The following is a 25,107-nucleotide window of genomic DNA, read 5'->3' as shown; positions in this document are numbered from 1 at the left end:
CGTCCCGAAGGACGACCGCCACCCCGGCCCGGCACCCGAGGTGCGGTACGTCGAACGGTTGCGATCCTCGGCCGTCCCGAAGGACGACCGCCACCTTGACCCGGTCGAGCGCGATGGGCGTGCCCTCGCCGTTGCGATCCTCGGCCGTCCCGAAGGACGACCGCCACCGGGCCGAGCTCCGCCCGGCGGGCGTAGATTGCGTCGTTGCGATCCTCGGCCGTCCCGAAGGACGACCGCCACCAGTGCGACGGCCGTGGTGGAGGCACTGTTCACCGGTTGCGATCCTCGGCCGTCCCGAAGGACGACCGCCACTGTGGCAGCAGCGGGGCGAGACGATGATCCCGGTGCAGTTGCGATCCTCGGCCGTCCCGAAGGACGACCGCCACGTCGACGTTCCGTGCCGAGGACAAGACGGGTGCCAGGTTGCGATCCTCGGCCGTCCCGAAGGACGACCGCCACGGCCCGCCCCCCGCAGCCGTCACGACACCCCCGGAAGGTTGCGATCCTCGGCCGTCCCGAAGGACGACCGCCACCCCGGCGCACCTCCGCGTGAGTCTGGGCAGACGAGATGTTGCGATCCTCGGCCGTCCCGAAGGACGACCGCCACCCGGCGCCGCACCCGGCACTGCTGCTGCCGCCGATGTTGCGATCCTCGGCCGTCCCGAAGGACGACCGCCACCCAGCTGATGATCGGCCGTGACGACGCAGCGCTCCGGTTGCGATCCTCGGCCGTCCCGAAGGACGACCGCCACCGGCGCGGGGTCACAGCCGGTAGGCCGGCCGCAGGAAGTTGCGATCCTCGGCCGTCCCGAAGGACGACCGCCACCCACGGCCTCGGCCTGCTCGACTCCGGAGCCTGGGAGTTGCGATCCTCGGCCGTCCCGAAGGACGACCGCCACCGGGGCATCAGGGCGGTACCCGGGGGTATCGGGCGCGTTGCGATCCTCGGCCGTCCCGAAGGACGACCGCCACGGCATATAACCAGGGTGAACACGTCCCGAGTGACTGCGATGCGGAGGCTGTTCACCGGCTGATTCCGCTCAACTCGGACATCGCGCTTCGGTGCGATCCGCGTGGCGTGTGTGCACTTGGGGTTCCGAAGCTTGCTCTGTCACAGGATGAGGTCCTCACGGTGGCTTTGCACTTGGGCGATGCCGAGTGTCCGTACGTCGTTGAAGCCGTTGTGCGGGAGGCGGTAGATCCGGATGCTGTCGGTGTTCTCGTCGATGGTGTTGCCGATGTCGTTGAGGAGGTGCAGGAGGTCGACGTCGGTCGCGGCGATCTCGAAGACGGACTTCTGGACCCTCAGGCCGTGGCCTTCGCACAGCTTCGCGACTTTCCGGAGTCGGCGGCGGCCTTCGGGTGTGGTGGTGTCGACGCCGTAGGTGAGCAGCAGGTCCATCAGCCGGCCGTCCAGGGTAGGTATCCGGGGAGGTCGCCTCGGATGTGGCGGGCGAGGATGCGGCACTGCAGGACCGGGAGGAGTGCGGCGGGGACTGTCCGGCCGGCTGCCGGGTGTTCCCAGGGTTGGGTCTTCCATTCCTGCCAGGCGGCGAGGACCGTTTTGCGGCCGTCTTCGGTGAGGTTGACGGCTCCGCCTGCGAGGGTGTCGAAGTGGTGGGCCCTCAGTTCTCGGCGGTTGAGGAGGGTGAGGGCGAATCGGTCGGCGAGGACGGGCCGGAATTCTTCCATCAGGTCGAGGGCGAGTGCCGGTTTCGCGGGGCGCAGGCCGTGGAGGAAGCCGATGTAGGGGTCGAGGCCGATCTGTTCGATGGCGCCGTGGACGAGGTTGCGCAGCAGTCCGTAGGTGAAGGAGAGGGTGGCGTTGACGGGGTCGGTCGGTGGGCGGCGGTTGCGGTGGGTGAAGGCGGGGATGTCGTCGGTGGGGCGGTGTATGTCGCGGAGGGCGGCGAAGTAGTTGCGGGCGGCGTTGCCTTCGATGCCCATGAGGATGTCGAGCGAGTCCGTGTACTGGGTATCGGTGAGTGCTTCGGCGAGTTTGGCGGCGGCTTCGCGGATGCGGGTCTGTGCGGTCGGGTTGGTGTCGCGGGCGGCGCGGAGCAGGATCCAGCGGCTGTTGCGGATTTTTCCGGCGACGGTGTTACGGGCGATGGCGAGTCGTTGGTGGGGGTCGGTGTGGGCGCGGTGTTGTTCGTGGCGCAGGAGGACGTTGCCGCGGACGGGGCCTTCGAGGCGTGCTTGGAAGCGTCCGCCGCGGGTCATCCAGGTGATGGGGCGTCCGTCCTGGGCGCAGCGGGTGAGGAGTTCGGTGGAGAGGTTGATGTGGCCGTAGAGGACGATGGCGTCGAGGCGTCGCAGGGGGAGGGTCTTGCGGCCGGGGGTGTCGGGGAGGTGGATGCGGAGGGCGTCCTGGTCGAGGCGGAGGTCGGTGCCTTGGGTTTGGACGTAGAGGGTGTTGAGGAGTTCGAGGGTCATGGGTGTGTGGAATCTTCGTCGGGGAGGGTGAGAGGTCGGTGAGGGCGTGGTGGTAGTGGCGGGTTCGGGTGAGGATGATGGGGATGCAGGTGGCGGCCATGGAGCAGCGGCGGCAGCGGTTGTCGTTTGCGGGTGGCGGTAGTTGGCGGGTGGTGAGGAGCTGGCGGACGGCCTGAGTGGTGGTGGCGACGCGTTGGTGCAGTTCGGGGGTGATGGTGATGGTGTGGCGTCGTCGGTCGGCTGCGGAGTAGATCGCGGCGTGGGGTACGGGTTGTTGGAACATGTGTTGCAGGCAGATGGCTTGGGCTGCTGCTTGGACGTCGGCGGGTCCGCCCGGGTGGTAGCGGCCTGATTCGTGTTCGACGGGCGGGATGGTGCCGTTGTCGTGGAGTTCGACGGTGTCGCACGCTCCGGTGAGTCCCAGGTCGTCGTGCCAGACGCGGAGGGCGTACAGGGTGCGGATGGTGCCGCGTCCGCGGTTGCCGGGGGTGTCGACGCGTTGGTGGAGGAGGGTTCCGCGGGTGGTGGCGGCGTCCTCGGTGTTGCGATTCTCGGCCGTCCCGAAGGACGACCGCCATTAAGAGGGCAAACAGGTGTAGTGCTCCGGCCAGGAGAGGGCGACTTGGGGTTGGTCGCCGTCTCCCGGGCGGGGGTTGGGGTGGGTCATCCGACGATGCGGGTGAGGGTGACGCCCTTGTCGGCGAGGCCGGTTTCGTCGATGTCGATGGGGCCGTAGTCGGTGATGCTGCGGGCGGTGGCGTCGTGGAGTTGCTTGATGCGGATGCGGTCGAAGAGGGTGTGGGAGGGCAGGCGGCCGAAGGCGTCGTCGTGGGTGAAGACGTAGAGGCCGCGCAGGGCGAGGCTGCCGCGGGTGGCGGCGCGGTCGTGTTCGAACATGATCTCGAAGGCGCGCCAGAACATGGCGAGGTCGTCGCTGGTGACGCCGGTGCGCTTGGCGAGCGGGGCGCTGAAGTGGCCGGCCCCGCGGTACAGGGCGTAGGGGACGATGTGCTTGGTGCCCATCTCGGTCTCCTTGCCCTTCTTGTCCTCGGTGGGGTTGTTGAACGCGTCGACGTCTTCCTGCTTGGTGGGGGTGACGCGGGTGATGCCGATCTCCAGGGGGGTGATCGGGTCGATGGAGCGGGAGAAGGTGAGTTGCATGGGGCCCTGGACGCGGCCGGCGGGCTTCTTGCCGGTGCTCATGACGGCGCCGAACATGCGGATGTCGTAGAAGGTCTGGCACATCCAGGTGCGGGCGTCGGCCTGCTGGGTCTTGGGGCCGAGGGCGGTGTAGGCGCGTTCGTGCTGGCTGTTGAGGGCGACGCCGGCTTCGACGTAGATGTCGTAGCCGGGCTTGGGCTGGTGCTGGTTGAGCATGGCGACGGTGTTGCGGATCTTGCGCTTGATGGCGACGTCGGTGATGAGGCCCTGTCCGGAGACGGGGTCGGTGCGGGGGCTTCCGCCGGCGTCGGGGTCGCCGTTGGGGTTGCTGTCGACGGCCTCGACGAGGAAGACGAAGTCGTGCTTGCGGGCGGGGTCGAGGTGGGCGTCGGTCATGGCGGTCTCGTTCTCCAAGAAGTGGTACACGGACGGGGATTGGCGTTTGGTCAGGAGGGCTGTTCGTCGGGGGTGTTCGCGGCGGCCTTGGCTGCCTTCGCGGCGGCTTTGGCAGCTGCTGCCACGGCGCGGGCGGCGAAGTCGGCGGCACGCTGCTGTTCGTAGCCGATGACGAAGCGGGCCTGCTCGCGGGGCGACAGGTGCGTGGGCGGGTCGTCGGTGAGCGCGCTGAGCACCTGCGCCAGCCGCTCGCTCAGGGCGGCGTGAGCACCCGGCTTGTCACGGCGCAGGCGCTTGAGGTGGGCGTTGGCGCCGTGGCGGAGGTTGGCCAGGACCGCGGCCGGGGCGGTCATCGCGGTGCCGAAGTACTTGTCGCCGATGGTGGCCTTCACGTCGGGCAGGGCCGCCGCCTGGATCGCCTCCAGGACGGCGAACGCCCGCCCGCACAGGTAGGCGGGGTCGGTGCTGTCGGAGTCGAGCCTGGGCATCGGGCGGTCCGTTCGGTCGTGGGAGCGGTTGAGGGCGAGGCGCAGCAGCGCGGTGCGCGGGGCGTCGATGCGGTGGTCGGCGCGGATGCGCTGGAGCAGGAGCGGGAGCAGGCGCGCCGGTGGCGGGGTGCGGCGCAGGGCGCTGTGCAGGAGTTCGCGTTCGATGCCGTGGGGTGCGGTGCCCTTGACGTACTGGGTGCCGTTGTGGCGGCCGGCGGCGAGGGTGAGGTGCCACAGGGCCAGGTAGCGGGTGGTGCCGCGCCAACCGTCGTGGACGCCGTGGTCCTCGAACCAGGCGCCGAGGTTGGCCTTGACGGTGTGCAGGGGGACGTCGAGCCATTCCCGCACCACGGTGCGGGCGTTGTTCAGGCCCAGGGTGAGGGCGTAGAAGTCGTTGGGGTCGACGCGGCCGGCGGCGGCCGGGTCGGGGGTGTGGTGGAGGGTGTCGATGAGGTGGGCGACGGCGTCCGGATCCGGGTCGTTGTCGTCGATGAGCTCGATGAGCGGCTCGTCGACGGGCTCGCGCGTCCACCACAGCAGCACGCCGTCGGACAGGGAACGGCGGTGCCGGGCGGAGGCGAGCATGGTGTTGAGCGCGGCCATGGAGCGGCTTCCGCAGCGGTCGCACACCGGGGTGTTGACCAGCTTGACAGCTCCGCCCCTACCCTGCGCGGGCGAGTTGACGCTCACCAGCTGCGCCTCGTTACTGCCCCCGGTCGACGGGATCGTGCCCTTCCTGATCGGCTCGGGGATCGTCGACAGCAGGTCGCCCGGCTCGCCGCACACCAGGCACAGCTCCTGCTGCGCACCGCCAGCACCCTTGCGCTCGCGCACGACGCGCGCCCACAACTCCCGCACCGATGCACGCTCGTGCAGCCAGCGGCCGTCCACCAGTACGCCGACCGTGTGCCGGGCGTCCACCTCCGGAGGAATCCTGTCCTTGGCGAGGCCGCGGGTGAGCACCTCCAGAGCCAGGCCGGCCGACGGATCGTCAGGCACCTCGTCCGCCCAGCGGCGCAGCAGGGCGAGGTACTCCCCTCTTCGGCGGGCGGCCTCGGCCACGTCCTTCTCGCTCGGCCCGTGTTCGTCGCCTTCGCCGCGGGCTCGGCCGAGGACGAACTCGGCGGTGTCCACCAGCAGGAACGGCGGTACGCGCGTTCCCGACCGCTGCACGTACGGCACCGCCTCGACGGTCGCCTCGCCCCGTGACTTCGGCGGCGGCCGACGATCGGCCAAAGACGGGGCCGCGCCACCGGTCGTGATCACCAGCGCCCAGTCGACCTGCCGGTACCGATAGAACTCCGGCGGCAGGCCCTCCAACCGCCCGGCCTGCTCGGCCAACCGCTGCAGCAGCACCGGCTCACCCCTCGCCGTCGACACGCCACGGTGCCGACGGCATCGCCACCGCGTCCGCGGACAGCGGCTCCTCGGGCACCTCCATCACCCCGTCCACCAGCCGCGCACGGAACCACCGGTAGCGCTCGCCCTTCGGCGTGTAGACGATCGAGTGCAGCATCACCCCCAGCTCCTCGATCCGCCCCGCCGGCGCGGGCGCCTCGCTCGCCGGCCCGAACGAGGCGCTGAACTCCCGGCACCCCAGGAACGGCTGCGAGAAACACGCACCCCGATCCACCCGCCGGCGCAGCTGCTCCCGGAACTTCTCCTCCGGCGCGTTCGCGTGCCGCGCCACCACGATCTGCGCCCGGATCCGGTACGCGACGTCCGCCAGCGCCATCGTGTTCCGCTGGTCCCGATCCTCCTCCACGTCGTACCGGGCGCCCGGGACGGTCTGGAGCTCCTGCACCTTCTTCGCCGTGACGACCGACTTCACCTCGTTGCGACGCACCTGCATCCACTGCACCGGCCGCAGCACCTCGATCGCCCGCACCACATACCGGAACTCGGGCTTCCAGTAGATCGCCTCCAACACCCCCGTCGCGGCCGACGGAGTCATCACCGGATAGCTCACCCGCTCCGACTTCAACTCCGGCCTGGTGAAACACGCAAGAGGCCCCCACACCTCCACCACCAGATCCGGGAACACCCACCCCGCATTCCCCCGCCGACGAGCGAGAGCGTCCCGCTCCGCCACTACAACCCTTCCGGCCACCACAACCGCCCTTCTGCACACTGGAGCTGACGCAAAATCAGTTCTCTGCTGCGCCGAGGCGACCGTAGACCATGTGACTGACATGCGGTTCAGGCAGCCAACGCTTCCAACACCCGCCACGGCGAGCAGAATTACGCAGACTCGATCAGGGAACGTCAAACAAGTGACCCGCAACTACTCTCCCCCTCGCCGGGTATCAAAATAGTGTTCACCTTTGATCGAAGGAGATGCGAAAATGATCGAAAATTTTTTTGCCGCCGCATCTGGCGATCACGCGAGCCACAGACTCCGAATTGAAGGTCGAACTTCTTGACCGTCCCGGGTGCAACCTCGCGGCGCAGGCCTCTCAACAATCCGATCAGGTGGGTGAGCATCACTTCGCAAGCCACCAGCACCCTGTTTCATCGATCGAAGTACCCGACTATGCTTCAACCACGGCCTCACGACGGGAGTCCGGTTGCGCGGCTGACCCCGGTCAGTTGGCGAGGATCGAAACAACAGGTCGCGCGGGGTCCGCGTTTGACTATTTTCGGATGTGGGCCGGGATACCGGCCCACATTATTTTCATGAAATTACTCCAAGGTGCTGACGCGGCGCGCCGACGCGCATCGTTCCACTTCGGGTTCAGCTAGGTTGTGGCCAGTCCGCACCCCGCGAACTGTTGAAGGAGTGAAGCTGTGACCTCGTTCCACGTATATGTCCCGGCCCCGTGGTGGGTCCTGGTACTCATGACGGCGTTCGCTGGAGCAAGCGACATGGGCCTGCGCACCCAGATCGGACGGCCTCGACAGCTGATGAGCAACTGGCTCCGAATGACGTTTAGTTAGCAGGATCGGCCTGGATCCAAGCTGTCAGGGCAGGGCCAAGTCCATCCACTTGCTCGGCCCCGCCCCGGCAAGACCTCGCCGTCCTCTGGTTCATGGCAGCTGAGGAGACCGTCACCTCACCGTCATCGAACACGCCAACAACCAAATCGTTTTCAGTCGGCGCACCCGTTGCGCACAGATTGAAGCTGTGGTCCTCGGCCATCACGAAGTGCGGCCTCCGAAGGTGGAGATCGTGGCCGCGTCGAAAGAGCACCGCCACAACAGCCGATCGGCGGCAGGCTCGACCGGCACAGACTGCAATATCTTCGGCCGTCCGAAGAGCGACCGCCACTCCGCGACCGCGTTCATCCCGGTCACCGACATCAAGCCATGGCGATCCTCGGCCGTCCTGAAGAACGACCGCTACCCGGCGCGGTTGTTGGCACCGGGGGGTTCCCTCGTTGAGGTGGCGATCCTCGGCCATCCCGGAGGGCGACCGCCACACCGTGTTGACGACGCCGGGCTCGATGGTTTCCATGTTGCGATCCTCGGCCGCCCCGGAGGATGGCCGCCACACGGATCGGCAGCGCTGGTCCTGCTTTGTCTGTGACCTGTTGCGATCCTCGGCCGACCCGGAGGATGGCCGCCACGGCTTCGCGCGGTTCTGCAGCGCGTCGACCGACGCGTTGCGATCCTCGGCCGCCCGGAGGCGACCGCCGCAACCCGGCCTACATGAAGTTGGCCGAGCGGGAGATCGAGTTGCGATCCTCGGCCGCCCCGGAGGATGGCCGCCACGTGGGCCGCGCTGGTCGGCTCAGGGTAGCAGGGGATGCTGCGATCCTCAGCCGCCCCGGAGGGCGACGGCCACCGGTGCGCTCGTCGGCGACGGGGCGGAGGCCGTAGCCGTTGCAATCCTCGGCCGCCCCGAAGGGCGACCGCCACGGGGCGCGGGGGTTGTAGGCGGCGACGGCCTGCAGGTTGCGATCCTCGGCCGCCCCGAAGGGCGACCGCCACCGTCGCCGCGATGCCGACGACACTGTGGCATGGCTGTTGCGATCCTCGGCCGCCCCGAAGGGCGACCGCCACCACCCGCGTCACCCTGACCTCCACCACCTGGGACCCGGTTGCGATCCTCGGCCGCCCCGAAGGGCGACCGCCACACCGGCCCATCAGCGGAAACCGGCTGTCTCTCGTGCTCTTGCGCGACCAACGGGACAGGCAAATCTACAGAGTTCGGACATCCTGCTTCGGTGCGATCCGCGTGTCGGCTGCACACTCGGGGTTCCGAACCGCTGCCCGCCGACGTCAGTCAGCAGCGGTACGGTCCGGCCCGTGAACAAGGTAACCACTATGGACGGTTCAAACAGCGAAGCGGCACCACTGTGGGCCCACAGCCGGAACCTACCAGGTGCCCGCCACACCCTGGAGGACCATCTCCGAGGATCCGCCTCACTGGCACGCCGGTTCGGATCGGCCTTCGGCGCAGGCGAGTTGGCCGAGTACCTGGCCCTGATCCACGACGCCGGAAAGGGCTCGTGCGCCTGGCAGCACGGCCTGGACGAAGCGGAGAAGAAGCAGCGCAAGGTCGGCGTCCCCCACAAGGAGGCCGGCGCGTGGCTGGCCGCCTCGCACGCGGGGGTCCCGTTCGGCGCGGTCGTGCAGGGGCACCACGGTCGACTCCCCGAATTCCAGAAGGTGAAGGATCTCGTCCACGCCGTGAAGACCGGCGCCCACGCGAACCAGGCGCTGATCGAGGAGGCGATCGCCCGCACGGCGGCCGTCGTCCCGGAGATCGTCCCGACCGGACGCATCCCCCTGCCGGCCTGGCTCGCCCGCGCGGCAGGCCCGGAAGGCAAGTTGAACCGTGACCTGCTGGTGCGGATGCTGTTCAGCTGCGTGGTCGACGCCGACTTCCTCGACACCAGCGCCCACTTCGCGAACACGCCTGCGCAGGTCCGGGCCGACGCCGACATGACGCACCTGCTGGAGGTCTTCGACACGCGCCGGAACGAAGCCCTGTCCCGGCGCCGCGCCTCGAAGATCGACGGCATCCGCCGGCGGGTCTACGAGGAGACGGTGGCCGCAGCGACCGGCGCGCCCGGCATGTACGTGCTCCACGTGCCCACCGGCGGCGGGAAGACCCTCACCTCCGCCGGCTTCGCCCTGCACCACGCCGTCGCGCACGGCCACCGCCGTGTCGTCGTCGCTGTCCCCTACACGAGCATCACCCAGCAGAACGCCCGCACCTACCGTCGCATGCTCGACCCCGACGACCCGGACCTTCCCCCGACCGTCCTGGAGCACCACAGTTCGGTCGATCTGGACGGCGCTAAGGGAACCTGGGCGCGCACCGCTGCCGAGAACTGGGACGCGCCGTTCGTCGTCACCACCACCGTCCAGCTCTTCGAATCGCTCTTCTCCCACCGGCCCGCCGCCATGCGCAAGATCCACCGCCTGGCCGGCGCGGTCATCGTCCTCGACGAGGTCCAGGCCCTGCCGGACCGGCTCCTGGCCCCGATCCTCAGCGCCCTGCGCGGCCTGGTCGACCACTTCGGCGCCGCCGTCGTCCTCACCTCCGCCACCCAGCCCGCTTTCTGGTCCCTCGCCCAGCTCGACGGCCTCCCCCGCCGCCAACTCATCGCCGACCCAGCCGAGTTGTTCGAGAAACTTCGGCGCGTCACCTACGACTGGCGCACCGGCCCCGACGTCACCTGGGAGTCGATGGCCGACGAGATCGGCCGGCGCAGCGGCCGCCAGACACTGACCGTGGTGAACACCACCAAGGACGCCGCACACCTGCACCGCCTCCTGGAAGAACGGGCGAGCGGCACCGTCCTGCACCTGTCCACCCGGATGACCGCCGGCCACCGCGGCGGCGTCATCGAACACATCCGCAGGCTCCTGGAGTCCGGCAGCGACGTCCACGTCGTGTCCACCCAGCTGATCGAGGCCGGCGTCGACCTCGACTTCCCCCGTGTGTTCCGCGCCTGGGCGCCCGCGGAGTCCCTGCAGCAGGCCGCCGGCCGGTGCAACCGTGAAGGCCACCAGGACGAAGGCACTGTCGTCGTCTTCAAGGTCCACGACGCCGGACAGCCCCGCGACAAGGCCTACACCGCCGCACTCGACGCCACCGCCGCCCACATCGGCCCGGACCTCGCCCGACCCGACAACCTCGACGCCCTCGACAAGTACTACCCGCTGCGCTACACCCTCCAAGGCAGCGGCCCCACCGGCATGGGCGCCCACATCGACACCCTGCGCGCCCAACTCGACTTCCCCGCCGTAGACGACGCCTTCCGCATGATCGACAACACCCTCAACCAGCCCGTCGTCGTCATCCGCGACGAAGCCCACCGCGCCGCCGTCGAAGCCGACATCGCCGCCCTCAGATCCCCCTACCCATGCGGCCCGGAACCACTGCGCCGGCTCCAGCCCCACACCGCCCAACTCCCCCGCCACGAAGCCGACGCCGCACTCACCGCCGGCCTCGCCGAACCCGTCATCGGCAACCTCCTCCTGTGGAACGGCGCCTACCACCCCCACCGCGGACTCGACCCCGCCCAACCCGAAGACCGAACCGCCTTCCTCCTTTGAGCCCTCCTCAGCACGGAAGCCGCCCCGGGGCCTCCCTCGTTCCACGCACGCTGACCACGAGACCGCACTTGGGCGCAGTTCCGACCTGGTTGGCGCGCCGGGCCGCGTCGGCGACGTTGCGATCCTCGGCCGCCCCGGAGGACGACCGCCACCTTTCCGACCCGGCCGCGCGGCTCGCCTGGCCAAGGTGTTGCGATCCTCGGCCGCCCCGGAGGGCGACCGCCACGCCGTCAACGGCGGCCCCTGGGACTCCGCGTGGACGTTGCGATCCTCTGTCGCCCCGGAGGGCGACCGCCACCTGCGAGGCACCCGTCACCACGCTGTACGAGCGCGCGGTTGCGATCCTCGGTCGCCCCGAAGGGCGACCGCCACCTGGCGATCCGCCGACGATCGGCCGCCAGCTTCTCGTTGCGATCCTCGGCCGCCCCGAAGGGCGACCGCCACACGCCCACCAAGGCGAAGGCGAAGAGCAGGAAGAGCAAGTTGCGATCCTCGGCCGCCACGAAGGGCGACCGCCACCGGCGACACCGGCGAGTACGCCCGCATCGTTTCGGCTGTTGCGATCCTCGGCCGCCACGAAGGGCGACCGCCACGTCCGGGCCGGTGTCCTCGGTGAGGGTCCACTCCCCGTTGCGATCCTCGGCCGCCCCGAAGGGCGACCGCCACTCGCGGCCTCGGCGAGCCGCACCACGGCGGTGTTGTCGTTGCGATCCTCGGCCGCCCCGGAGGGCGACCGCCACGGCGTCGGCGGCCATGGCGACCTGGATGTTCTCGATGTTGCAATCCTCGGCCGCCCCGGAGGGCGACCGCCACCCCGACAGCACCACCACCTACGTCCTGACCACGAAGGTTGCGATCCTCAGCCGCCCCGGAGGGCGACCGCCACTTCATCGACAATGACCAGCTGTCCCGGGCGCAACCGGTTGCGATCCTCGGCCGCCCCGGAGGGCGACCGCCATGATGCTGCCCCTGTCGGCGATCAACGCGGCCGTGATGTTGCGATCCTCGGCCGCCCCGGAGGGCGACCGCCACCGGTGTCCAGCGCCCACCCGAGCACGGTGAGCGCCAGGTTGCGATCCTCGGCCGCCCCGGAGGGCGACCGCCACGCCGGTCCATCAGCGGAAACCTGCTGTCTCTGGTACTCCTGCGCAACCAACTGGACAGGCAAATCTACAGAGTTCGGACATCCCGCTTCGGTGCGATCCGCGTGTCGGCTGCGCACTTGGGGTTCCGAACCGCTGCCCGCCGACGTCGGTCAGCAGCGGTACGGTCCGGCCGTGAACAAGGTAACCACTATGGACAGTTCAAACAGCGAAGCGGCACCACTGTGGGCCCACAGCCGGAACCTACCAGGTGCCCGCCACACCCTGGAGGACCATCTCCGGGGATCCGCCTCACTGGCGCGCCGGTTCGGATCGGCCTTCGGCGCGGGTGAGCTGGCCGAGTACCTGGCGCTGGTCCACGACGCCGGAAAGGGCTCGTGCGCCTGGCAGCACGGCCTGGACGAAGCGGAGAAGCAGCAACGCAAGGTCGGCGTCCCCCACAAGGAGGCCGGCACGTGGCTGGCCGCCTCGCACGCGGGAGTCCCGTTCGGCGCGGTCGTGCAGGGGCACCACGGTCGACTCCCCGAATTCCAGAAGGTGAAGGATCTCGTCCACGCCGTCAAGAGCGGCGCCCACGCGAACCAGGCGCTGATCGAGGAGGCGATCGCCCGCACGGCGGCCGTCGTCCCGGAGATCGTCCCGACCGGACGCATCCCCCTGCCGGCCTGGCTCGCCCGCGCGACAGGCCTGAACGGCAAGCTGAGCCGCGACCTGCTCGTGCGGATGCTGTTCAGCTGCGTGGTCGACGCCGACTTCCTCGACACCAGCGCCCACTTCGCGAACACGCCCGCACAAGTCCGGGCCGACAGCCGCCTATAGAGCTACAACCTCTCGGGCGTTCCGATGCCGAGGAGGTCCATGCCCTGCCGGAGGGTTTGGCCGGTGAGCTGGCAGAGCAGCAGCCGGGTCTCCATGATCTCCCGGCTGGGGGCCTTGAGGACGGGGCAGTGCTCGTAGAAGGTGGTGTACGCCGCCGCGAGGCTGTGCAGGTAGGCGCAGAGGCGGTGGGGTTCGAAGGTTTCGGCGACGAGGTCGATGGTGGCGCCGAACTCGTCGAGGAGGAGGCCGAGGGCGCGTTCGGCCGGCTCCAGGGCCAGGTCCTGGTGGGCGGTCGCGGTGACGCCTTCGGGGGCCTTGCGCAGGATGGACTGGATGCGGGCGTAGGCGTACTGGAGGTAGGTGCCGGTGTCGCCGTTGAGGGAGACCATGCGGTCGGCGTCGAAGATGTAGTCGCGGGTGCGGGAGGTCGAGAGGTCGGCGTACTTGACCGCGCCGATGCCGACCTGCTTGGCGCGGTCTTCGAGTTCCTCGGTGGCGAGTTGGGGGCTCTTCTCGGAGACGACGGTGCGGGCGCGGTCGACGGCTTCGTCGAGGAGGTCCATGAGGCGGACGGTCTCGCCGGAGCGGGTCTTGAAGGGCTTGCCGTCCTTGCCGAGGACGGTGCCGAAGCCGAGGTGCAGGGCGCGGACGTTGTCGGGGAGCCAGCCTGCGCGGCGGGCGGTTTCGAAGACCATCTGGAAGTGGAGGGCCTGGCGGCTGTCGACGACGTAGAGGAGCTGGTCGGCGCCGAGCAGGCCGACGCGGTCGCGGATGGCGGCGAGGTCGGTGGTGGCGTAGCCGTAGCCGCCGTCGCTCTTCTGGACGATCAGCGGGGTGGGTTCGCCGTTGGGGCCCTTGATGTCGTCGAAGAAGACGCACAGGGCGCCGTCGGAGCGGACGGCGACGCCGGACGCTTCGAGGTCGGCGCACACGTCGGCGAGCATGGGGTTGTAGTAGCTCTCGCCGATGGCGTCGGCGTCTTCGAGGAGGACGCCGAGACGGGCGTAGACGGCTTCGAAGTAGACCTTCGACTCGTCGACCATGCCCTGCCAGGAGGCGACGGTCTCGGCGTGGCCGGCCTGCAGCTCGACGACGCGCTGGCGGGCGCGGTCGGCGAAGTCGGTGTCACTGTCGAACTTGGCACGCGACGCCTTGTACAGGCGGTTCAGCCGGGACATCGAAGGCCCGGAGTCGTCCGGCTCGGTGCCGTCGCCGAGCTCGTCGGGGTGCTCGATGAGGTACTGGATGAGCATGCCGAACTGCGTGCCCCAGTCCCCGAGGTGGTTGCGCCGAATCACCTTCTCTCCGCTGAACTCCAGAGTGCGCACCAGCGCGTCGCCGATGATCGTCGAGCGCAGGTGCCCCACGTGCATCTCCTTGGCGATGTTCGGCTGGCTGTAGTCGATCACCGTGACGCCGGCCTCGGCGTCGCTGCCGACACCGAGTCGGGCGTCGGCAGCACGGGCGGCCAGGCTCTCGAGGATGGCGGCGTCGGTGACGGTGACGTTGATGAAGCCGGGCCCGGAGACCTCCAGGTTCGCGATCACCTGGTCAGAACCAAGGTTCTCGAGCACACGCGCGGCCACCTCGCGAGGGTTCGCGCGCATCGGCTTGGCCAGGCTCATGATGCCGTTGGCCTGGAAGTCGGCGCGGTCACTTCGTCGCAGCTGGGGGTCGCTGTCCGCGGCGTCGGGGAACGCAGTGGAGATCGCCTGTGCGAAGCGCTCGCGCAGCGCGTCGGCGATGGAGAGGACCGTAGGCATAGAACGAAGGACCACTTCTGTGAGAGGGCGGATCCGCGGCCGGGCCGCAGGCGTCGCACAGCGCCGCAACGTCGAGTCAGCCAGCGTCGTCTGCCGAGTATCCCATTCCCCCCACAGCCAACGGCCCAACTTCCTTCGCTACGGAGCGCAGCCCGAACACTCAAGACCGTTGATCGCAGCTCATCCTGAGTGGCCATCAGCAACAAGCACGAACCCGCCCGACGTGGGGAAAGCAAGCGTTCGCCACGCTCCGATCCCTCGCGCACGCCGCCGCCAGGATCAGGTCGGCATCGTCACCCTGATGACCTCCACCGAAGCGGAACGACGGCTGGCCGCAGACCTCCTCGGAGAACGCCTCCACCTCATCCACGTCCACGCCCCCGAACCGGTGCGCCACGCCCGCGACGCCGTCCGCGCCTACCGGACCAACCCGGCACCGGACGCGCCGGAGCTGTCGTGGTCCGGCCCCGAACAGCCCGCGCTGGCGCTCGACACCACGGTCCCTCTCAACACCACCGCGAACGCCCTGTACACCTTCGCCGCCACCGTCCTCGCGAACGCCACTTCTCCATAGACATCGGTCAAGCAGCAGTCGGGAGATGCGGCATCGAACCGGCTCTCACGGGGGCCGTCTGCCGCCCGTCGTGCGAGCCGGCCCCATGCCCGCTGCGGCCGCCCCTGGCCTTCTCCGCCACCGCGATGAACGCCAGCTCGGAGAAGAAGAAGCCACCCAGCCGGTCCGCATCGCACACCGAGGTGTACCAAGCCTCGACCTCTTCAGGGGCGACCGCGCCACGACCGTGCCTGGCGGCGGACAGCAGGGCCTTCCGGGTCTGGCCAACCCGGTCCTGTGCGTGCCCCGTGAACTCGGTCGACCACGCCAGCAGCGGCTCGACGCCGACGAGGTCCAGCGGGCTGCGGGCGAGGAGCAGCCCGAGCTTGCGGCCGATCCTGCCATCCGTGTGATCCATCCAGCTCTGCGCGTCGTCTGCGAACGCGTGGCACACCCGCCGGTCGAGATCGGTGTCCGCGCCCGCGACGACGATCGAGTCGAAGTCGACGTGCGCGATGACCGCCCGCCCGCCAGGCCGGAGGACTCGTGCCACCTCGGCCAGCATCTCCTTCGGGTTCGGCAGGCACTCGATGGTGTTGTACGACAGGACGACGTCCACGCTCTCGTCGGAGCACGGGAGAGGATCGCGCAGATCCGCAACGATCGCCGCCGTCGACCCCTTGTGGCCTGCCAGACCCACCCGGGCCTGGTGCAGCGACGCCGCCGAACGGTCGATCCCGATGAGGGAAGCCTGCGGCGCTATCCGGCTGACGGCCCGCAGCGTCGGTCCCGCACCGCAGCCGAGATCAACAACAACCTGGCCGGGTTCCTGCAAGCGGGCCAGCTCCGCAAGGCGCGCGTGGATCGGCTCGGCACTGTCGGACACGACGCAGCCCTCGTCCCCTGTTCACGCCAGAGCCCGAGATGGCGGCACCAAGAGTTCGGATTTGCACCATATGACATGCTTCGAGATGCCTCATCCCGAGAAGAGAACCCACCCCCCATGGCTCGCCCCTTCGAGCCACCGGCCACCCCAGCAGCACGTCCCACCAGACGAAGAACACCCAGCCCCACAGTCGAAGCCGCAGCCACATGCCGCCCCGAGTGCCTCCTGGAGTCAGCCGAGAACGCCGCCGCGGGTAGCCGACGAGCCCCGGCATACGCGGGCCGAACCTGCCCCATTGTGCAGGTCGGGACCTCCCATCCGGCGGTCACTCGAGCACGATGGTCTCCGCGCTCCACCCGCACCGCTGGCCTCAGCCGAACCCGCCGAGGAGCCCGCAACCCGGGCTCAACCGCCTCCGCCCACGAGGGGGCTCGCCCTCTCCCGGCCGTCGACGCCAGCCAGCTGCACGAGCCAGAGCGTTCTGACGATGCGCCAGAATGGCTCGATGCCCGGCGACGCCGCCGAGCAGATCACCGGAGGTGCGGCTTCATGACCCGCTACAGCATCGACTCCGAACGGCACGAACTGATCGCCACCTGGGGAACCGGTGAGGGTGATCTCGCCACCCGTATCGCCGCCCTCCCGGCCGGCACGGACACGGACGCGCTACTGCGCCTGGCCCGCGCCCTCACCCACCTGTCCGAGGCCGCGTGGCGTACCTACACCCACCCGGCCAGCGCCACTGCCTCCCAGGACCCCAACACCGAGGGCTGGCGCCGCGAACAGGAACGCGGGCACTTCGGCGCGGTCGCGGACGCGATCGCCAAGCCGAACCTGCCCAGCGGCGGCGCGACGATCGTCACCTACAGCCGCCTACTCGAATCCGCCCACCAGACCGGCCGCTCCCTCCACGAACTCGCCGACACGGCGCTGACGGAAGCCGTCCTGGGCGAGGCCGCCACCGAGCTCGCCGCTGTGGAGAACGCCGAACTCGGCGACCTCACCGGCCGCGCCCAGCAGGCCGTCCTCCTCAGCCGGGAGGACGCCTCCCCCGTCGTCGCCGCCGCCAACCGGTTCCTCGAACAGGACCCCTTCGGCCCGGCCGAGCTGTTCTCCGCCGTCGATCCCACCGCGGCCGCCGTCGCCGCGGCCCACTACCTCGCCGTCGCGGCCGAAGTGAGGCCGAGCTGGCTGAACAGCTGAAACGCTGCCTAAACGACGAGGAAATCCCGCTCGACGTCCGCGTCGCGGGCGCGCTTGTCGGACTCTATGCCCTGCCCGTCACCCGCCTGGTCGAACTGACCACCGACCGCTTCTCACGCACCGGCAACGGCGCATACCTCACCATCGGCCAAAACCCTGTCCTGCTGCCACCAAAGCTGGCACACCTGATCGAGAAGCAAACCGCCCAACCGGCGCTCCACTCCATGGTCCAGCTGCCGCGTGACGGCCGCCCCGTCCCTCTGCTTCCCGGTCGGCCCTCTCACCGTCCGATCACAGCTCGCCGGCTCCAGGGCCAGCTCCGAGAACCCGGTCTCGAAGTCATCAACACACGCAACACCGCCATGCTCGAAGCCGTGACGGATCAGCCCCCTATCGTGATCAGCGACTTGTTCGGCATGCACCCCAGCACCGCTTTCAGCTGGGCTCGCTTCGCCCAGGACAGCTGGGCGGACTACCTCGCGGCCTGCGCCGACGACAGCTAGGTGTACTGACCACGGAGGTTGGTGACAGGGCTCACGGCGTGGTGATCTTGAAATGAGTGAGGGCCTTCTGGCCTGGTGTGGATTGCGACATCTTCACCGGCGACCAGAAAGGCCCTCATGCCACACCGTAACGCACCGCTGACCGAGACCGGACGCCTGCGCCTGGCCCGCTGCGTGGTCGAGGACGGCTGGCCACTGCGGCGGGCCGCCGAACGCTTCCAGGTCTCCCCGACCACCGCCAAGCGCTGGGCCGACCGCTACCGCGCGCTCGGCGAGGCAGGCATGGACGACCGCTCCTCCCGACCCCACCGCAGCCCGCGCCGGACCCCGACCCGCACCGAACGACGGATCGTCAAAGTCCGCGTCCTGCGCCGCTGGGGACCGGCCCGCATCGCCTACCTCCTCGGGCTCAACCCCGCCACCGTCCACCGCGTCCTGGTCCGCTACCGGCTCGCCCGCCTCGCCCACCTCGACCGCGCCACCGGCAGGCCGGTACGACGCTACGAGCACGGCGCGCCGGGCGAGCTGGTCCACGTCGACATCAAGAAGCTCGGCAACATCCCCGACGGCGGCGGCCACAAGACCCTGGGCCGCGAGGCCGGCCGCAAGACCCGCTCCGGAGCCGGCTACAGCTACCTGCACAACGCCGTCGACGACCACTCCCGCCTCGCCTACAGCGAGATCCTGCCCGACGAACGCAAGGAGACCGCCGCCGCGTTCTGGACCCGCGCGAACGAGTTCTTCGCCCGGGCCGGGATCACGTCCGGCGCGTGCTGACCGACAACGGCGCCTGCTACCGCTCCCGGACCTGGCGCGACGCACTCGCGGCCGAGCACATCGCGCACAAGCGCACCCGCCCCTACCGCCCGCAGACCAACGGCAAGGTCGAACGGTTCAACCGCACCCTGCTCGACGAATGGGCCTACGCACGGCCCTACCGCACCGAACAGGAACGACGCGACGCCTACCCCGCCTGGCTCCACACCTACAATCACCACCGCGGACACACCGCACTCGCAGGCAAACCACCCGCCAGCCGCGTCCCCAACCTCACAGGACAGAACACCTAGGTCACCTTCCGATCACGGGACGAAAACCAGATGTAGGGAGGGCGAAGGACGAATCATCATGGAGCGCGTGAGAAGCCCGACGCCAGAGCAGTGGACAGTAGTGCAGCGGCCAGCGGGAGTGCCAGGCCGCCGCAAGGAGATCGCCGACATGGCCGCCTGGGAGATCCGGGAGGAGAACGGCTACTGGCGGGTCCGCACCGCCGAGTCCTACCGCAAGCAGCCAGCAACCCTCCTGACCGGTCGCCACATCCGTGGGAACCAGTACGACTTCCTCGGCACCCTGCCCGAACAGGGCCCGAGCCTCAGCACGTCCGCCGACAGCGTGGTGACTCGGGCGGTGGATCATCTGCAGGGCCAGGACACCCTCGCCTCCGAAGTCGCACAGTTCCAGATCAGCTTCCTTCGCACGCCGACAGCAGAGTTGCCCGAAGCCATGAAGGCGTTCTTCTCCGGAGCGGTGAAGCGGCTGCCGCAGTCCGAGCTGCTGGTCGTGGACGTGGCCAGTGAGCTCGCCGTTCGCTACAGCCTCGCCAAGTTCCTACTCGCTGCTGAACTGGCACCCGCCCAGTTGGCTGGCGACACTCTTCCAGTTGGGTCGCGCGCTAACGACAGGTGGCGTCTTCGGCGCCCAGTTGTTCACCACACCCGCGCTACTGGCACTGGCACCCTACGTCGTCGGCGTGCCTGCCTCCCGAGCTCGTGCCACGGCTGTGTGGCTGTTCGGTCGGCCTGTCGCCGGACTCACATTCCCCACGGACCAGCTCATCGACACCGTCAGGCCAAAGACTGAGCGGTTCAATGGGCCCAACCAGCGAGGGGGTCAGAACCCGCCAGCTGCCACCGCCGAGCAGACCATGGCCTTCTTCACCTGGTGGACCACCCAGGTCAACAAGGTCCTGGCAGTGGCCACAGACCCGGTCAACTTCGCCGACCGGAACTCCAACGTCTACAGTCCGGTCAAGCACTGGCAATACTTGGCCAGCATCGAACGGCTCTTCCGTGACGTCGCCGAGACCCTCGCCGACACCGAGCACCACGAGACGGCCCAGCTCAGAGCGGCATACGACGCTCTCGACACCCTCGAAGGCATGCGCCTCGGCACCTTCGACACCTTGGCCACCCCCTCGCGCGCTGCCGCAACTCTGCAGAAGCTTCGGCATGACCTACCCCCGGACATCGCGGTCGTCGCTCTGCCTATCTGCCAGCGGGCCGTCGACGCCCTCGACACGGTGAAGGACGGCTTCATACAGACCAGCACCTACTACACCCCTAACGGTCTTGCCGGCCTTCCTGGAAAGAAGGGCCCCATGAGCAAGACCTGGGACCAGGCCACATCCCTCTACCTGCGGCGGGATCGCAACAGCGCCCACTCTTTTCTCAGCATGGAAGCGTGGGAGAAGGGCTCCTGTTTTCGCACGACGGCACAGTCCCTCGGGGAATGGCTGGGCTCGCCTTCCTCTATCTACTCGACCTCGTGGCCCGTCCCGACCAGATCTCCGCGAAACTGCGCTGATCCCCGGCCGGTCAGCTCCTTCATCCGCTGGGCTGTCGCCCGGCATCTCACCGGAGAGCTTCGTCCCTACGCAGTAATCCGGCTCGCCATACCGGTTCATCGGCGACCAGGAGCACCCCTTGCGGCCTGCCATGAGGCCGCAGAGTAGCCACACCAACGGCACCAGAAGCCCATGTCTTGCAGCTCAGAACGGAGGTTCTGACGTGTACGGCGCCAATCCAGGGGGGCCGAACGCCGGTCCGTTCTCATTGTCCGAGATGGCAGCGTTCCACAGCTTCCGCAGCGCTTCCCCGTAAGTGACAGTCTGGGTGCCCCATCCGGTGTTGGCGCGCACTCCTGAAGGGTTAAGGCCTGAGCGCTCGCAGAGGAGGATGAGCACAGCTGCCACCGTGCTCCAGCGCATCGGCACCGTCTCGCCCTTGAGCATCCGGCGAACGGTTTCTCTGCTCGCCATGCCTGGCAAGTTGTCCCGTCGTGCGAGGTCCTCGGCGATCTCCAACAGGGTTGGGCGACCGGCCTCCTCGTAGTGGAAGAACAGCTCCGCAACGAACGCTCGCCTTGGTCCAGGCGGAAGGACATCCTCCGACGGCATCCGAATGACTCTACCCACGGGTTCCCTCCCAGCTGTCCGAAGGTCCGAGTCTAGGCAAAACACACGACGACACACCAAGCCCAGGGAGGACACGTTTCTACCAGTAGCGACTCAACGCGCCTATAAAGCACACCTGTTGACTCTGCGTAACAACGGCGCCAGCGACACCCCATGCTGGATTCAGAGCAGGCGCCGCTTTCTACGGGTTCCTGCGATGCCCGGCCGACCGGTCGGGTGCCGAACAGCGCCGGCCCTCCCGAGTTCTCTAGGCCCAAGGAGAACCGGCGCTGCGAGAGAGGAGACCCGTGAGCGGATCACACTCCCACCCCAATCTTGCCCGACGTCGCTGGCGCCTCGCGTCTGCGTTCGCTGTCCTAATCGGCTTCGCCGGGTTGATCGCGATGATCTTCTGGGTGCCATTGGAGCGGGCGCAACTTCTTGTCGCGCTGATCTCCGCACCGTTGGCCAGCGTGGTGATCGTGGTTGCGGAACGCCTGCGGAAGAACCGTCGGGAGGACTGACCGTTCGCTCTGGGCCGGTTCGCCGCCAGAAGGGCAGCAGGGCGAATCGGCCCAGGACGAGGGAATAGCGCAGGGTTGGAACACTGTCTCTTCACCAGTCCGGTACGACCTGGTGGCGGCCGGGATGTCCCACCACCGGATCGACATGGTGGTCTACCGGCGCTATGGGGATGACCTGGTGACGCTTGAGCTGGCGGCGTCGGTCGCCGGCGGGTGCGGCGCCCTCTCGGGTCGGCGGACGGAACTTGCCCGCCCGGTCGCGGCCAGCCGCCGGACGGTCGCCGACGTCCTCGCGCAGGCCGACGGCGAGATCCGCGGGCTGTACGAGGAGCTCGACGCCCGTCTGCTCGACCTGGGCGAGGGCCACGCGGTGCCGCTGCAGCACTACGTTGCCTACCGCCGCCGGCGGAACTTCGCCTGCGTCCGGGTGCTGGCGCAGGCTCAGGCTCTGGTTGTCTTCCTGAGGGTCGACCCGACGACGGTCCACCTGGTCCCGGGCTGGACCCGGGACGTCCGGAGAATCGGGCACCTCGGGACGGGCGAGCTGGAGGTCCGGATCGGATCGGTGGAGGACCTCGATCGGTCGATGGAGCTGCTGCGCACGAGCTACGCGGCTGCCGCCGAGCTCGTCAACGGCGATGGGTCGCACCCCTTCGAGGGGTGCGGCCCATCGCCGTTGGTCGGCCCGCTCGTTCAAGGGCCGGGTCCGCGGGGCGGACGGTGACCTTCAGCGGTGCCGGGTTGGCCAGGGTGGCGGTTACCGTCGGCGGGGCCGAGACGGCGGGGGTGGTGCGGTGGCGGTCGGTTCGCTTGCCCGCGGGGCGGAGGCCGAGTTGATGGCCTGCTGGATGTGGGCGCGGCGGGCGGCCCAGCGGCTCAGGTCGCGCTGGTAGGTCCGGGCTTCCTCCCCTCCGGCAAGGCTCGGGTGAGGGGCTGCGGGCTGATGGTCCTTGGGGTTCGGCTGTTCGATGTATTGGTCCTCTGCGTCAGGGGTGGCGATTCCCGGTGCCGCCGGGAGGCGAGCGGGGTCATAGTCCTCGGTGGTGCCGCGGTTCTCGGGCCAGCGCGGTGATCAGAGCGCGTTCACGGACGAGGTCGGCGTGGACGTCGGGCTGGTTCGGGTCGAGGGCTTCGATGGCGCTGTCGATCGCGTCGAGGGCTTCGGATCGACGGCCGAGGCTCCGCCAGGCGGTGGCCGTGCGAAACAGCATGATCGGGTCGGTGTCGTCGAAGGTGGGCCAGGCGGCCAACTCCAGGATCCGCTCGGCCTGGTCGGGTAGTCCGTCTCCGAGCCAGAGGCCGTGGAGCAGGGCGTGGCAGACCTGGAGGTTGTCGCCGGCCTCGGCGAGGCTGCGGTCCAGGGCTTCGAGGGCACCGGTGGCGGAGCTTCCGAGGAGGGCAAACGCCGAGAGGGCTCGGGTGTACGGATCCCAGCGGGCTCGCTCGCTCCCCGGGACCTGTTCGAGCAGCTGTTGGATGCTGCGGCACCGGAAGTCGAAGCGGCGGGCAGCGAGGTGGATGTGCCGGAGCGCCTGGGCGTGGGTGCGGTCGGTGCCGGGCTGGGTGAGGTGGTCGGTGCCGGCGAGATGGGCGAGGGCGCTGTTACGCCGACTACGGGCGTACCAGGTGAGGTAACTCTCTCTGGTCTGAAGCTGTTGAGATCCCTGTGTCGGAGCTGTCGCGAAGCGGCGGCGGTGAGTCGACTCCCCGGTGGCCACCGAGTCACCGGCTACGTGGGTCGCCGCTCGTCAAGGTCATCTGCCCCCTGGTGGCCGGTACCTCGATGGGGCCGCTCGCCTGCTCGTTCCGTGGTGGTGCGTGGCGGGAAACAGGGGCCGGGCGTCGGAGTACCGTCCGGCGGTCCGCGCCCAGTCGCAGCGTCCGCGGATCAGGGCAGAACGCCGCACTCGCCGCCAAGGCCGCCGCCGACGCCAACAACGCCAGCGCCGAAGCCGACCAAGCCGCCGCCGACGCCAACAACTACGCCAAGGCCGCCGGCTACGCCAAGGACGCGCAGACGTCCGCCACCGCGGCAGACACCTCCGCCACCGCGGCCCGCACCTCCGCTGCCCAAGCCAACCAAGCCGCAGCCCAGGCCCATGCCAGCGCCGTCGACGCCCAGGCCTTCGCGCTGCGCGCGGCCGGCAGCGCCACCGCCGCCCGGGCCTCCGCCGACATCGCCTACGCCGCCGTCGCCGCCGCCCGCCAGTCCGCCAAGAACGCGCACAAGTCCGCCGAGAACGCCGCCGCGATCAGCGACGCCGCACAGACGCAAGCCATCGCCGAAGCTGACCGCGCCGCCCAGGAAGAGAAGGCGTTCTGGGAGTACATGAGGCTTCGCCAGCAGGCGGAGGACAGCGGCGTCGACAGGAGCCAGAGCTACCGGAACCCACCCACCGCCGTCAGGCGAACGGCTCCGACATCACTCAATCAAGTTCAGTAGTAAAGTGGGGGTATTTCTCTGGATAGAACATCTGATCAAGACAGCGACGCAACCCGCCGTCGACGATGTGGTCCAACCACGGGATCGATTCGAGAAGAGCGGCGAGATCGTCCGTGACGGACAGCTCCAGGAAGGCTCGAAGGTTGTCGGGGACAGGGCCGTCGGTGAGGCACAGCCATGTCAGGGCCGCGCATACCCTGACTTCTGCAGGCTGATTGTAGTCCTGCCACCAAGCACACATTTGATCGATGGTATCCGGGTGCCGTTCTTCCCACGCAAGCTGGCCGATTGCCAGCACCAGGCAGGCACGTACCGCGGGATCCTCTTCATCCTGAAACCGAGCGCTCAGGCGGTCTGCGACTGACGCGGGCCGGTTCGGAACGGCGGCCAAGGCGTAGGCAGAAGCCTGGCGCACTTCCGGATCAGGATCGCCAAGCAATGGCAGCAGCAAGCCAGCGTCGGCCGCCAAGGCCTCGCGAGCGGCCTGTACCGACCAGTTTGCAAGGTAGCCGGAGGGTTCAAATACTATCTGGTCATCGGCGCGAGCGGCTCGCAGTAGACCGGTGCGGCTACCGTCCCCGAAATACTGGCGTCGAGCCAAGCCCGCAATGACCCGCAGGATACCGGCACGATGAAAGGGGAGGGCAACGACAATGCGGACCAAGAAGGGAATCGCCAAAGCACCAGCCGCCGAACTGGTACCCTGCTGAAGCAGTCTCCCCGAAAGTTTGCTGAGCGCTTCATTAGAGCTACGTTCATCGCCGGTGCGAGCCTGCTCCAGAAGATCGGGCACATCACTACCGGGCCCGTATGCATGGCTGAAATTACTCCATGGAACGGCGCCGTAGACGAACCCATTTTTTACTTCCACCGGCATGTGAGCAACGACAAAACGCACGTCTTCTACTGTGCCGGCATGGAATTCCATCCCTTCCTCGCTCCACACCGAAGGAGCATCCGGCCCACCCCGCCAACTCATCAAGAACCTCTTTCATTGCGCATACCAGAGTCAGTGTTGGAGCGTTGCCGTCTCAACGCTAACCGGGAAAAGCATATTCGTTCGAAGTAGCCGCCAGCCCCATCCATTCGGCGCCCGCATGAGCGGGCACCGCCGAACCGGTCGTCCATGCAGAGCGACAAGCGAACA

20 protein-coding genes, 2 pseudogenes and 1 CRISPR repeat array are annotated in these 25,107 nt (G+C 68.7%); of the genes and pseudogenes, 11 read left to right on the top strand and 11 right to left on the bottom strand.

What is annotated here, in order from left to right; genetic code table 11:
- Window positions 1–57: 57 nt before the first annotated feature.
- Window positions 58–972: a CRISPR direct-repeat array (repeat unit 37 nt; unit sequence GTTGCGATCCTCGGCCGTCCCGAAGGACGACCGCCAC).
- Between the two features lie 139 nt (window positions 973–1,111).
- The 6 genes and pseudogenes from cas2 to cas5c form a co-directional block, all read right to left on the bottom strand.
- On the bottom strand, window positions 1,112–1,402 hold the full coding sequence (gene cas2 / locus ACZ6R9_RS23615) for a CRISPR-associated endonuclease Cas2 (protein ID WP_380478863.1): 291 nt from the start codon (window positions 1,400–1,402) through the stop codon (window positions 1,112–1,114).
- Complete coding sequence (cas1c, locus tag ACZ6R9_RS23610) at window positions 1,402–2,436, bottom strand: type I-C CRISPR-associated endonuclease Cas1c (protein ID WP_465540139.1); 1,035 nt, start codon at window positions 2,434–2,436, stop codon at window positions 1,402–1,404. The genes cas2 and cas1c overlap by 1 nt, the downstream gene beginning before the upstream one ends.
- A gap of 94 nt (window positions 2,437–2,530) precedes the next feature.
- A pseudogene (locus ACZ6R9_RS23605) lies at window positions 2,531–2,860 on the bottom strand (CRISPR-associated protein Cas4); the annotation flags it as partial.
- A 239-nt stretch (window positions 2,861–3,099) separates the two neighbouring features.
- The gene (gene cas7c, locus ACZ6R9_RS23600; RefSeq protein ID WP_465540137.1) at window positions 3,100–4,023 is read right to left on the bottom strand and encodes a type I-C CRISPR-associated protein Cas7/Csd2; all 924 of its coding nucleotides are present in this window, start codon (window positions 4,021–4,023) and stop codon (window positions 3,100–3,102) included.
- Between the two features lie 20 nt (window positions 4,024–4,043).
- Entirely contained in the window at window positions 4,044–5,837 is a 1,794-nt protein-coding gene (gene cas8c / locus ACZ6R9_RS23595; RefSeq protein WP_380478869.1) for a type I-C CRISPR-associated protein Cas8c/Csd1, read from the bottom strand.
- A 4-nt stretch (window positions 5,838–5,841) separates the two neighbouring features.
- Window positions 5,842–6,525: a type I-C CRISPR-associated protein Cas5c gene (gene cas5c / locus ACZ6R9_RS23590; protein ID WP_380478871.1), complete on the bottom strand. Its 684-nt coding sequence runs from the start codon at window positions 6,523–6,525 to the stop codon at window positions 5,842–5,844.
- A gap of 1,116 nt (window positions 6,526–7,641) precedes the next feature.
- Between cas5c and ACZ6R9_RS23585 the strand changes: the two genes are divergently transcribed.
- The 3 genes from ACZ6R9_RS23585 to ACZ6R9_RS23575 all read left to right on the top strand — a co-directional run bounded on the left by ACZ6R9_RS23585 (window position 7,642) and on the right by ACZ6R9_RS23575 (window position 12,913).
- The gene (locus tag ACZ6R9_RS23585) at window positions 7,642–8,007 is read left to right on the top strand and encodes a hypothetical protein (RefSeq protein WP_465540134.1); all 366 of its coding nucleotides are present in this window, start codon (window positions 7,642–7,644) and stop codon (window positions 8,005–8,007) included.
- A gap of 740 nt (window positions 8,008–8,747) precedes the next feature.
- Window positions 8,748–10,991, top strand: coding sequence for a CRISPR-associated endonuclease Cas3'' (locus ACZ6R9_RS23580; protein ID WP_465540132.1), 2,244 nt, complete (start codon window positions 8,748–8,750; stop codon window positions 10,989–10,991).
- 1,295 nt (window positions 10,992–12,286) lie between these two features.
- Entirely contained in the window at window positions 12,287–12,913 is a 627-nt protein-coding gene (locus ACZ6R9_RS23575) for a CRISPR-associated endonuclease Cas3'' (protein WP_465540130.1), read from the top strand.
- A 2-nt stretch (window positions 12,914–12,915) separates the two neighbouring features.
- Here the strand turns inward: ACZ6R9_RS23575 and argS are convergent, their stop codons facing one another.
- On the bottom strand, window positions 12,916–14,676 hold the full coding sequence (gene argS / locus ACZ6R9_RS23570; RefSeq protein ID WP_465540128.1) for an arginine--tRNA ligase: 1,761 nt from the start codon (window positions 14,674–14,676) through the stop codon (window positions 12,916–12,918).
- 301 nt (window positions 14,677–14,977) lie between these two features.
- Between argS and ACZ6R9_RS23565 the strand changes: the two genes are divergently transcribed.
- A complete protein-coding gene (locus ACZ6R9_RS23565) occupies window positions 14,978–15,250 on the top strand; it encodes a hypothetical protein (protein ID WP_380478879.1) in 273 nt (90 codons plus the stop codon).
- Window positions 15,251–15,257: 7 nt separating this feature from the next.
- Here the strand turns inward: ACZ6R9_RS23565 and ACZ6R9_RS23560 are convergent, their stop codons facing one another.
- A complete protein-coding gene (locus ACZ6R9_RS23560) occupies window positions 15,258–16,115 on the bottom strand; it encodes a methyltransferase domain-containing protein (RefSeq protein WP_380478881.1) in 858 nt (285 codons plus the stop codon).
- 549 nt (window positions 16,116–16,664) lie between these two features.
- Here ACZ6R9_RS23560 and ACZ6R9_RS23555 point away from each other — a divergent pair.
- The 4 genes and pseudogenes from ACZ6R9_RS23555 to ACZ6R9_RS23540 all read left to right on the top strand — a co-directional run bounded on the left by ACZ6R9_RS23555 (window position 16,665) and on the right by ACZ6R9_RS23540 (window position 20,552).
- Window positions 16,665–17,318, top strand: coding sequence for a hypothetical protein (locus ACZ6R9_RS23555; RefSeq protein WP_465540126.1), 654 nt, complete (start codon window positions 16,665–16,667; stop codon window positions 17,316–17,318).
- A 620-nt stretch (window positions 17,319–17,938) separates the two neighbouring features.
- Window positions 17,939–18,891, top strand: a pseudogene (locus ACZ6R9_RS23550) (IS481 family transposase).
- 148 nt (window positions 18,892–19,039) lie between these two features.
- Window positions 19,040–19,681, top strand: a complete 642-nt coding sequence (locus tag ACZ6R9_RS23545; RefSeq protein WP_465540124.1) for a hypothetical protein — start codon at window positions 19,040–19,042, stop codon at window positions 19,679–19,681.
- Between the two features lie 64 nt (window positions 19,682–19,745).
- Window positions 19,746–20,552 carry a hypothetical protein gene (locus ACZ6R9_RS23540; RefSeq protein WP_465540122.1) on the top strand — a complete coding sequence of 269 codons (807 nt, stop codon included), beginning with the start codon at window positions 19,746–19,748 and terminating at the stop codon, window positions 20,550–20,552.
- Between the two features lie 36 nt (window positions 20,553–20,588).
- On the opposite strand, the gene ACZ6R9_RS23535 is transcribed toward ACZ6R9_RS23540, so the two are convergent.
- Complete coding sequence (locus ACZ6R9_RS23535) at window positions 20,589–20,996, bottom strand: hypothetical protein (protein ID WP_465540120.1); 408 nt, start codon at window positions 20,994–20,996, stop codon at window positions 20,589–20,591.
- A 305-nt stretch (window positions 20,997–21,301) separates the two neighbouring features.
- Here ACZ6R9_RS23535 and ACZ6R9_RS23530 point away from each other — a divergent pair, with 305 nt between their 5' ends.
- Both ACZ6R9_RS23530 and ACZ6R9_RS23525 read left to right on the top strand, forming a co-directional pair.
- On the top strand, window positions 21,302–21,517 hold the full coding sequence (locus ACZ6R9_RS23530) for a hypothetical protein (protein ID WP_465540118.1): 216 nt from the start codon (window positions 21,302–21,304) through the stop codon (window positions 21,515–21,517).
- 124 nt (window positions 21,518–21,641) lie between these two features.
- Window positions 21,642–22,241, top strand: a complete 600-nt coding sequence (locus tag ACZ6R9_RS23525; RefSeq protein WP_465540117.1) for a DUF5655 domain-containing protein — start codon at window positions 21,642–21,644, stop codon at window positions 22,239–22,241.
- A 304-nt stretch (window positions 22,242–22,545) separates the two neighbouring features.
- Here the strand turns inward: ACZ6R9_RS23525 and ACZ6R9_RS23520 are convergent, their stop codons facing one another.
- A complete protein-coding gene (locus ACZ6R9_RS23520) occupies window positions 22,546–23,235 on the bottom strand; it encodes a hypothetical protein (protein ID WP_465540115.1) in 690 nt (229 codons plus the stop codon).
- 50 nt (window positions 23,236–23,285) lie between these two features.
- Here ACZ6R9_RS23520 and ACZ6R9_RS23515 point away from each other — a divergent pair, with 50 nt between their 5' ends.
- On the top strand, window positions 23,286–23,960 hold the full coding sequence (locus tag ACZ6R9_RS23515) for a hypothetical protein (protein WP_465540113.1): 675 nt from the start codon (window positions 23,286–23,288) through the stop codon (window positions 23,958–23,960).
- On the opposite strand, the gene ACZ6R9_RS23510 is transcribed toward ACZ6R9_RS23515, so the two are convergent.
- Window positions 23,944–24,906, bottom strand: coding sequence for a HEAT repeat domain-containing protein (locus tag ACZ6R9_RS23510; RefSeq protein WP_465540111.1), 963 nt, complete (start codon window positions 24,904–24,906; stop codon window positions 23,944–23,946). The two genes, ACZ6R9_RS23515 and ACZ6R9_RS23510, sit on opposite strands and share 17 nt — an antisense overlap.
- Window positions 24,907–25,107: the final 201 nt, after the last annotated feature.

The sequence above is a fragment of the Kitasatospora sp. NPDC048662 genome, from assembly GCF_055587065.1.
Note: the sequence above shows the minus strand (reverse complement) of the source record. Positions and strands in the feature narration are given on the sequence as shown.

Coding starts and splice junctions, on each gene's coding strand:
- cas2 (WP_380478863.1), bottom strand. CDS start 1,402: ATGGACCTGCTGCTCACCTACGGCGTCGACACCACCACACCCGAAGGC.
- cas1c (WP_465540139.1), bottom strand. CDS start 2,436: ATGACCCTCGAACTCCTCAACACCCTCTACGTCCAAACCCAAGGCACC.
- ACZ6R9_RS23580 (WP_465540132.1), top strand. CDS start 8,748: ATGGACGGTTCAAACAGCGAAGCGGCACCACTGTGGGCCCACAGCCGG.
- ACZ6R9_RS23575 (WP_465540130.1), top strand. CDS start 12,287: ATGGACAGTTCAAACAGCGAAGCGGCACCACTGTGGGCCCACAGCCGG.
- argS (WP_465540128.1), bottom strand. CDS start 14,676: ATGCCTACGGTCCTCTCCATCGCCGACGCGCTGCGCGAGCGCTTCGCA.
- ACZ6R9_RS23565 (WP_380478879.1), top strand. CDS start 14,978: ATGACCTCCACCGAAGCGGAACGACGGCTGGCCGCAGACCTCCTCGGA.
- ACZ6R9_RS23555 (WP_465540126.1), top strand. CDS start 16,665: ATGACCCGCTACAGCATCGACTCCGAACGGCACGAACTGATCGCCACC.
- ACZ6R9_RS23545 (WP_465540124.1), top strand. CDS start 19,040: ATGGCCGCCTGGGAGATCCGGGAGGAGAACGGCTACTGGCGGGTCCGC.
- ACZ6R9_RS23540 (WP_465540122.1), top strand. CDS start 19,746: ATGGCCTTCTTCACCTGGTGGACCACCCAGGTCAACAAGGTCCTGGCA.
- ACZ6R9_RS23535 (WP_465540120.1), bottom strand. CDS start 20,996: ATGCCGTCGGAGGATGTCCTTCCGCCTGGACCAAGGCGAGCGTTCGTT.
- ACZ6R9_RS23525 (WP_465540117.1), top strand. CDS start 21,642: ATGTCCCACCACCGGATCGACATGGTGGTCTACCGGCGCTATGGGGAT.